The sequence below is a fragment of the Acidovorax sp. HMWF029 genome, assembly GCF_003060895.1.
In the GTDB taxonomy this organism is placed as follows: domain Bacteria; phylum Pseudomonadota; class Gammaproteobacteria; order Burkholderiales; family Burkholderiaceae_C; genus Acidovorax.
Window position 1 is genome coordinate 1 of record NZ_QAIH01000128.1, and the last position, 6,161, is coordinate 6,161.

The 6,161-nt window shown below is 62.3% G+C and carries 5 protein-coding genes; 3 read left to right on the forward strand and 2 right to left on the reverse strand.

Annotation, left to right across the window (positions count from 1 at the left end; translation table 11 throughout):
• Positions 1-260: 260 nt before the first annotated feature.
• The gene (gene ilvD / locus DBR12_RS08680) at positions 261-1,964 is read left to right on the forward strand and encodes a dihydroxy-acid dehydratase (RefSeq protein ID WP_108616886.1); all 1,704 of its coding nucleotides are present in this window, start codon (positions 261-263) and stop codon (positions 1,962-1,964) included.
• Positions 1,965-2,131: 167 nt separating this feature from the next.
• Here the strand turns inward: ilvD and DBR12_RS08685 are convergent, their stop codons facing one another.
• Positions 2,132-2,374 carry a TIGR04438 family Trp-rich protein gene (locus DBR12_RS08685; protein ID WP_108616887.1) on the reverse strand — a complete coding sequence of 81 codons (243 nt, stop codon included), beginning with the start codon at positions 2,372-2,374 and terminating at the stop codon, positions 2,132-2,134.
• A 115-nt stretch (positions 2,375-2,489) separates the two neighbouring features.
• Between DBR12_RS08685 and DBR12_RS08690 the strand changes: the two genes are divergently transcribed.
• Positions 2,490-2,795, forward strand: a complete 306-nt coding sequence (locus DBR12_RS08690) for a c-type cytochrome (protein WP_108616888.1) — start codon at positions 2,490-2,492, stop codon at positions 2,793-2,795.
• A 262-nt stretch (positions 2,796-3,057) separates the two neighbouring features.
• Here the strand turns inward: DBR12_RS08690 and acs are convergent, their stop codons facing one another.
• The gene (acs, locus tag DBR12_RS08695; RefSeq protein WP_108616889.1) at positions 3,058-5,052 is read right to left on the reverse strand and encodes an acetate--CoA ligase; all 1,995 of its coding nucleotides are present in this window, start codon (positions 5,050-5,052) and stop codon (positions 3,058-3,060) included.
• A gap of 237 nt (positions 5,053-5,289) precedes the next feature.
• Between acs and DBR12_RS08700 the strand changes: the two genes are divergently transcribed.
• Positions 5,290-5,865 carry a TIGR00645 family protein gene (locus tag DBR12_RS08700; RefSeq protein ID WP_369861422.1) on the forward strand — a complete coding sequence of 192 codons (576 nt, stop codon included), beginning with the start codon at positions 5,290-5,292 and terminating at the stop codon, positions 5,863-5,865.
• The last annotated feature ends 296 nt before the right edge of the window (positions 5,866-6,161 follow it).

Genomic DNA, 6,161 nt, shown 5'->3' on the forward strand with positions numbered 1-6,161 from the left:
CGGTAGATGGGCATCGTGCTGGCTTCTGGAAAATCGCTGAAAGGGAAGCGGGCCGCCGGAATATTGGCCCCTCGCGCGCCCGTGCAACCAACCTCTTGAGCCGTGCCGGGGGCAAACCTGTCAATTATCGCCCAGCCCCATGGCCGCTCGGGGCGTTAGCGTTGGGGCGGGCAGGGGCAGACGACACGCGCGGCAACGGCGCTGGCAGAATGATCCATTCCGCTCCAGCCCCCCCAAACCAGAGATCAGGACGCCCCACGATGACCGACTCCAGCAAGCCTTCCGCGCCCATCAACCGCCGCAGTGCCAACATCACCCAGGGCAAGTCGCGTGCGCCCAACCGCTCCATGTACTACGCCATGGGGTATGAGGAAGGCGACTTCGTCAAACCCATGGTGGGCGTAGCCAACGGCCACAGCACCATCACCCCCTGCAACAGCGGCCTGCAGAAGCTGGCCGACGCGGCGATTGCAGGCATCGAGGAAGCGGGTGGCAACGCCCAGGTGTTCGGCACCCCCACCATCAGCGACGGCATGGCCATGGGCACCGAAGGCATGAAGTACAGCCTGGTAAGCCGTGAAGTCATCAGCGACTGCATCGAGACCTGCGTGGGCGGGCAGTGGATGGACGGTGTGCTGGTGGTCGGCGGATGCGACAAGAACATGCCCGGCGGCCTGATGGGCATGTTGCGCGCCAACGTGCCCGCCATCTATGTGTATGGCGGCACCATACTGCCGGGCCACTACCAGGGCAAGGATCTGAACATCGTGAGCGTATTCGAGGCCGTGGGCGAGAACGCAGCGGGCAAGCTCAGCGACTTTGACCTCAAGGAGATCGAAAAGCGCGCCATCCCCGGCACCGGCTCGTGCGGCGGCATGTACACCGCCAACACCATGAGCAGCGCGTTCGAGGCCCTGGGCATCAGCCTGCCGTATTCGTCCACCATGGCCAACCCGCACGACGAGAAGATGAACTCGGCCAAGGAATCGGCCAAGGTGCTGATCGAGGCCATCAAGATGGACTTGAAGCCGCGCGACATCGTGACCAAAAAGTCCATCGAGAACGCCGTGGCGGTGATCATGGCCACGGGTGGCTCCACCAACGCGGTGCTGCACTTTCTGGCCATTGCCCACGCGGCAGGCGTGGAATGGAGCATCGACGACTTCGAGCGCGTGCGCGTGAAAACCCCCGTGTTGTGCGACTTGAAGCCCAGCGGCAAGTACCTGGCTGTGGACCTGCACCGCGCGGGCGGCATCCCGCAGGTCATGAAGGTTTTGCTGAACGCAGGCCTGCTGCACGGCGACTGCATCACCATCAGCGGCAAGACAGTCGCCGAAGTGCTCAAGGACGTGCCCGACCAGCCCCGTGCTGACCAGGATGTGATCCGCCCCATCAGCAACCCCATGTATGCGCAGGGCCACCTGGCCATCCTCAAGGGCAACCTGAGCCCCGAGGGCGCCGTGGCAAAAATCACAGGACTGAAGAACCCCGTGATCACCGGCCCTGCCCGAGTGTTCAACGATGAGCAATCGGCATTGGAAGCCATCCTGGCCGACAAGATCAAAGCGGGCGATGTGATGGTGCTGCGCTACCTGGGCCCCAAGGGCGGCCCCGGCATGCCCGAAATGCTGGCCCCCACCGGCGCACTGATTGGCGCCGGGCTGGGCGAGAGCGTGGGCCTGATCACGGACGGCCGCTTCTCGGGCGGTACCTGGGGCATGGTGGTCGGCCACGTGGCGCCTGAAGCCGCTGCGGGCGGCACCATCGCCTTCGTCAACGAAGGCGACAGCATCACCATCGACGCGCGCCAGCTGCTTCTGCAGCTCAACGTGCCTGATGAAGAGATCGCCAAACGCCGTGCTGACTGGACGGCCCCTGCCCCACGTTACACACGGGGCGTGCAGGCCAAGTTTGCGTTCAATGCATCGAGCGCGAGCAAGGGGGCGGTGCTGGACGCGTATTGAGGAGTGATGGGTTGATATTGAGACAGGGGAAGTTTCTGCAGCGCGCCCAGTACCCCTGCCGCGCTTTAGCTAGGGGTGTCCCTAACAAAAACGCCCGCAAGCAATGCTTCGGGCGTTTTTTTTCAGTGGGTAAGCTGGACCAGCGCTGCATCCAGCGCGCCAGCAGTTCAGCGCGGCTTGCGCGGCTGAATGCCCAGGGCTTCCTTGTGTTTGTTGATGCGGTCTTGTTTGCGCTTGTCCATCTTCTCCATCGCCTTGCGCTTGGTGTAACCCGTGGAGTCCGCCCAGGCCCACCACAACGCAGTGGCAGCAAAAGGGGCCAGCACCCACCACCAGGACCAGGTCGCCACAGGGCCGATTTCAAAATATTTCAGTGCCAGTATGAGAAGGGAAAGACCCAGCAGATACATCACAAACTCCAGAAAGTGCCATCACAGGCCTACTTGATAAGGGACAAGTGCTTGTCAACCCAAGTCACTACAATCCCATTAAAAGCACTGTAACTCAACCACAGGAAAACCCACCATGAAGCGTACCCTGATCACTCTTGCCATGATGTTGTCGGTAGCGGCACCCGCAATGGCCGACATGGCCCTGGCGACATCGAAGAACTGCATGGCATGCCATGCCGTGGACAAGAAGCTGGTGGGCCCGTCATACAAAGACGTGGCTGCCAAGTACGCGGGCCAGAAAGATGCCGTGGACAAGCTGGCCACAAAGATCATCAAGGGTGGCTCTGGCGTGTGGGGCCCTGTTCCCATGCCCGCCAATGCACAGGTCAATGATGCAGACGCCAAGAAGCTGGCAGCCTGGGTGCTGACGCAGAAGTAAGAAGCGATTGACGCAACTGCTGGTCTGGGGTGCAACGCCCCGGAGCCGCAGCAAAAAAGCCGCGCCACAGGGAATGTGACGCGGCTTTTGTTTTGGGGGCATCGCAGGCGCAGTCTGCGCGACGCCTCCCTGAATCAGCTGGTCTGGGCAAGGTGATCCAGAATTGCGGGGTTCTGTGGCCACGTCACATCGCTGCGCGATATGAGTGTCCACAAACCCCGCAAGCGCTGCGCGCTGGCGCCGTTACACGGCGCCACCTGGATCAATTGGCCTTGGCCAATTGATCCAGGATTGCAGGGTTTTCCAACGTTGAGGTGTCCTGTGTGATCGCCTCGCCCTTGGCAATGCTGCGCAGCAGGCGGCGCATGATCTTGCCGCTGCGGGTCTTGGGCAGGTTGTCGCCGAAGCGGATGTCCTTGGGCTTGGCAATCGGCCCGATTTCCTTGGCGACCCAGTTGCGCAGTTCGTTGGCGATCTGCTTGGCCTCTTCGCCGGTGGGGCGGGCGCGCTTGAGCACGACGAAGGCGCAGATGGCCTCACCCGTCACGTCGTCGGGGCGCCCCACCACGGCGGCCTCGGCAACCAGATCGGTCTTGGAGACCAGGGCCGATTCGATCTCCATCGTGCCCATGCGGTGGCCCGAGACGTTCAGCACGTCATCGATGCGACCTGTGATGCGGAAGTAGCCGCGGTCGGCGCTGCGCACGGCGCCGTCGCCCGCCAGGTAGTAGCCCTTGAGTTCTTCTGGAAAGTAGGCCTTCTTGAAGCGCTCGGGGTCGTTCCAGATGGTGCGGATCATGCTAGGCCAGGGCTTCTTGATGACCAGGATGCCGCCAGCACCGTTGGCGACGTCGTTGCCCATCTCGTCCACGATGGCAGCGGTGATGCCAGGCAAAGGCAAGGTGCAGCTACCAGGCACCAGCGGCGTGGCACCGGGCAGTGGGGTGATGACGTGGCCGCCAGTCTCGGTCTGCCAGAAGGTGTCGACGATGGGGCAGCGCTCGCCGCCCACATTCTTGTGGTACCACATCCAGGCTTCGGGGTTGATAGGCTCACCCACGCTGCCCAGGATGCGCAGGCTCGACAGGTCCGAGCGCGCAGGGTGCACGGCAGCATCGCCCTCGGCGGCCTTGATGAGCGAACGGATGGCGGTGGGCGCGGTGTAGAAGATCGTGCACTTGTGCTTCTCGATCATCTGCCAGAACCGGCCGGCGTTCGGGAAGGTGGGAACGCCTTCAAAGATGATCTGCGTGGCACCCGCTGCCAGCGGACCGTAGGCCACATAGGTGTGGCCCGTGATCCAGCCGATGTCGGCAGTGCACCAGAACACGTCGTCTGCCCGCAAGTCAAACGTCCAGTCCATGGTGAGCTTGGCCCACAGCAGATAGCCGCCGGTGCTGTGCTGCACGCCCTTGGGCTTGCCGGTGGAGCCGCTGGTGTACAGGATGAACAGCGGGTGCTCGGCGCCCACGGGCACGGGGGGGCATTCGGTGCTTTGTCCGGCCAGCATCTCGCCAAAGGTCTTGTCGCGCCCAGCCACCATGTTGCAGGCTGTGGCCGTCCGCTCAAACACGAATACGTTGCGGATGGTGTCGCAGCCGCCCATGGCCAGGGCTTCGTCGATGATGGCCTTGAGCGGCAGCTCCTTGCCGCCGCGCATCTGGTAGTTGGCGGTGATCACTGCCACGGCGCCTGCGTCGATGATGCGCTCCTGCACGGCCTTGGCGCTGAAGCCGCCGAACACCACGCTGTGCGTGGCGCCGATGCGCGCGCAGGCCTGCATGGCGACCACGCCCTCGATGGTCATGGGCATGTAGATCAGCACACGGTCACCCTTGGCCACGCCGTGGGCCTTGAGCGCGTTGGCAAACTGGCTCACGCGGGCCAGCAGCTCTTTGTAGGTGATCTTGGTGACGGCGCCATCGTCGGCTTCGAAGACGATGGCAGTCTTGTTCTCGGTGGGGGTGCCGATGTGGCGGTCCAGGCAGTTGGCCGATGCGTTGAGCTCGCCATCGTCAAACCATTTGAAGAACGGGGCGTTGGAGGTGTCGAGCGTGCGGGTGAAGGGCCGGGTCCAGTTCACGTTCTCGCGCGCCAGGCGGGCCCAGAAGCCTTCGAAGTCCTTGTCTGCTTCGGCACACAGTGCATCGTAGCCCGCCATGCCCGACACGCGGGCGGCCTTGACGACCGCATCGGACGGCGGGAACACGCGGTTCTCAACCAAAACGGATTCGATCGCGGATGTGGGCGCACTCATGGTGTTGTCTCCTGGTTTTGATGGAATTGAAATTGGGCGGTACTGTCGGGCGCAGCACTTACAAGCCACTGACTGGCGCGAAGCTTACAGAATCTACGTCTAGACGCTGCACCAGGCCGAGATGGCACCTTGGTGAAGGGGCTGTCACGCCACCCCCCTAAAATCGCGCGACCTTAGAACCCTCAACCTTTCCATTTCACCATGACCCAGCCCAAAAACTCCGCGCCCCCCGCACGCATGCGCCCCCTGCCCTCGTTGATTTTTTCCAGCCGCTGGCTGCAGCTGCCCCTGTACCTGGGCTTGATCCTGGCGCAGGCGGTGTATGTGTTCCATTTCTGGGTGGAGCTGGTGCACCTGATCGAAGCCGCCTTTGGCAACACTTCGGCGCTCAAGAGCCTGGTCTCCAGCATTGGCTACAAGAGCGACTTCGAGGTCACCGCGCTCAACGAGACCATCATCATGCTGGTCGTTCTGGCATTGATCGACGTGGTCATGATCTCCAACCTGCTGATCATGGTGATCGTGGGCGGCTATGAAACCTTTGTTTCACGCCTGCACCTGGAAGACCATCCCGACCAGCCCGAATGGCTGAGCCACGTGAACGCGTCGGTGCTCAAGGTCAAGCTGGCCACCGCCATCATCGGCATCAGCTCCATCCACCTGCTCAAGACCTTCATCAACGCAGCCAACTACGACGTCAAAGTGCTGATGTGGCAAACCATCATCCACACCGTGTTCCTGCTCAGCGCGCTGGCAATTGCACTGACCGACCGCCTGATGTCGCACACCGCCCCCGCTGCAGGCCACCACTGAGCCCGCAGGCCGCCACGGCGCCATGTAGTTGCCGAGGCGTAAAGGGCAGTGCCCGGCTTGCGCAGCCAACAGTTGAACTGCACCGCAGCGCGCCGCACTGTGCCAATGGCCCGGCATGTACCGATGGGAACCATGCCGGGCCAGAAAGTTGAACAAAAAAGCGGCTCTCCGCGCACCAGAAAAAGCTATCAAGCTATTGTATTGATAGCATTCATCCAGATTCCTTTGCTACCAGATTTCTCCACATTCGGGCGGCACAGTGCGGGACATCCCCCCACTGTTCCTACTTGCAGGAG

Bases quoted from the DNA above. Each gene is read 5' to 3' on its own strand.
- DBR12_RS08690 (WP_108616888.1), top strand. From the start codon at position 2,490: ATGAAGCGTACCCTGATCACTCTTGCCATGATGTTGTCGGTAGCGGCA.
- ilvD (WP_108616886.1), top strand. From the start codon at position 261: ATGACCGACTCCAGCAAGCCTTCCGCGCCCATCAACCGCCGCAGTGCC.
- acs (WP_108616889.1), bottom strand. From the start codon at position 5,052: ATGAGTGCGCCCACATCCGCGATCGAATCCGTTTTGGTTGAGAACCGC.
- DBR12_RS08700 (WP_369861422.1), top strand. From the start codon at position 5,290: ATGCGCCCCCTGCCCTCGTTGATTTTTTCCAGCCGCTGGCTGCAGCTG.
- DBR12_RS08685 (WP_108616887.1), bottom strand. From the start codon at position 2,374: ATGTATCTGCTGGGTCTTTCCCTTCTCATACTGGCACTGAAATATTTT.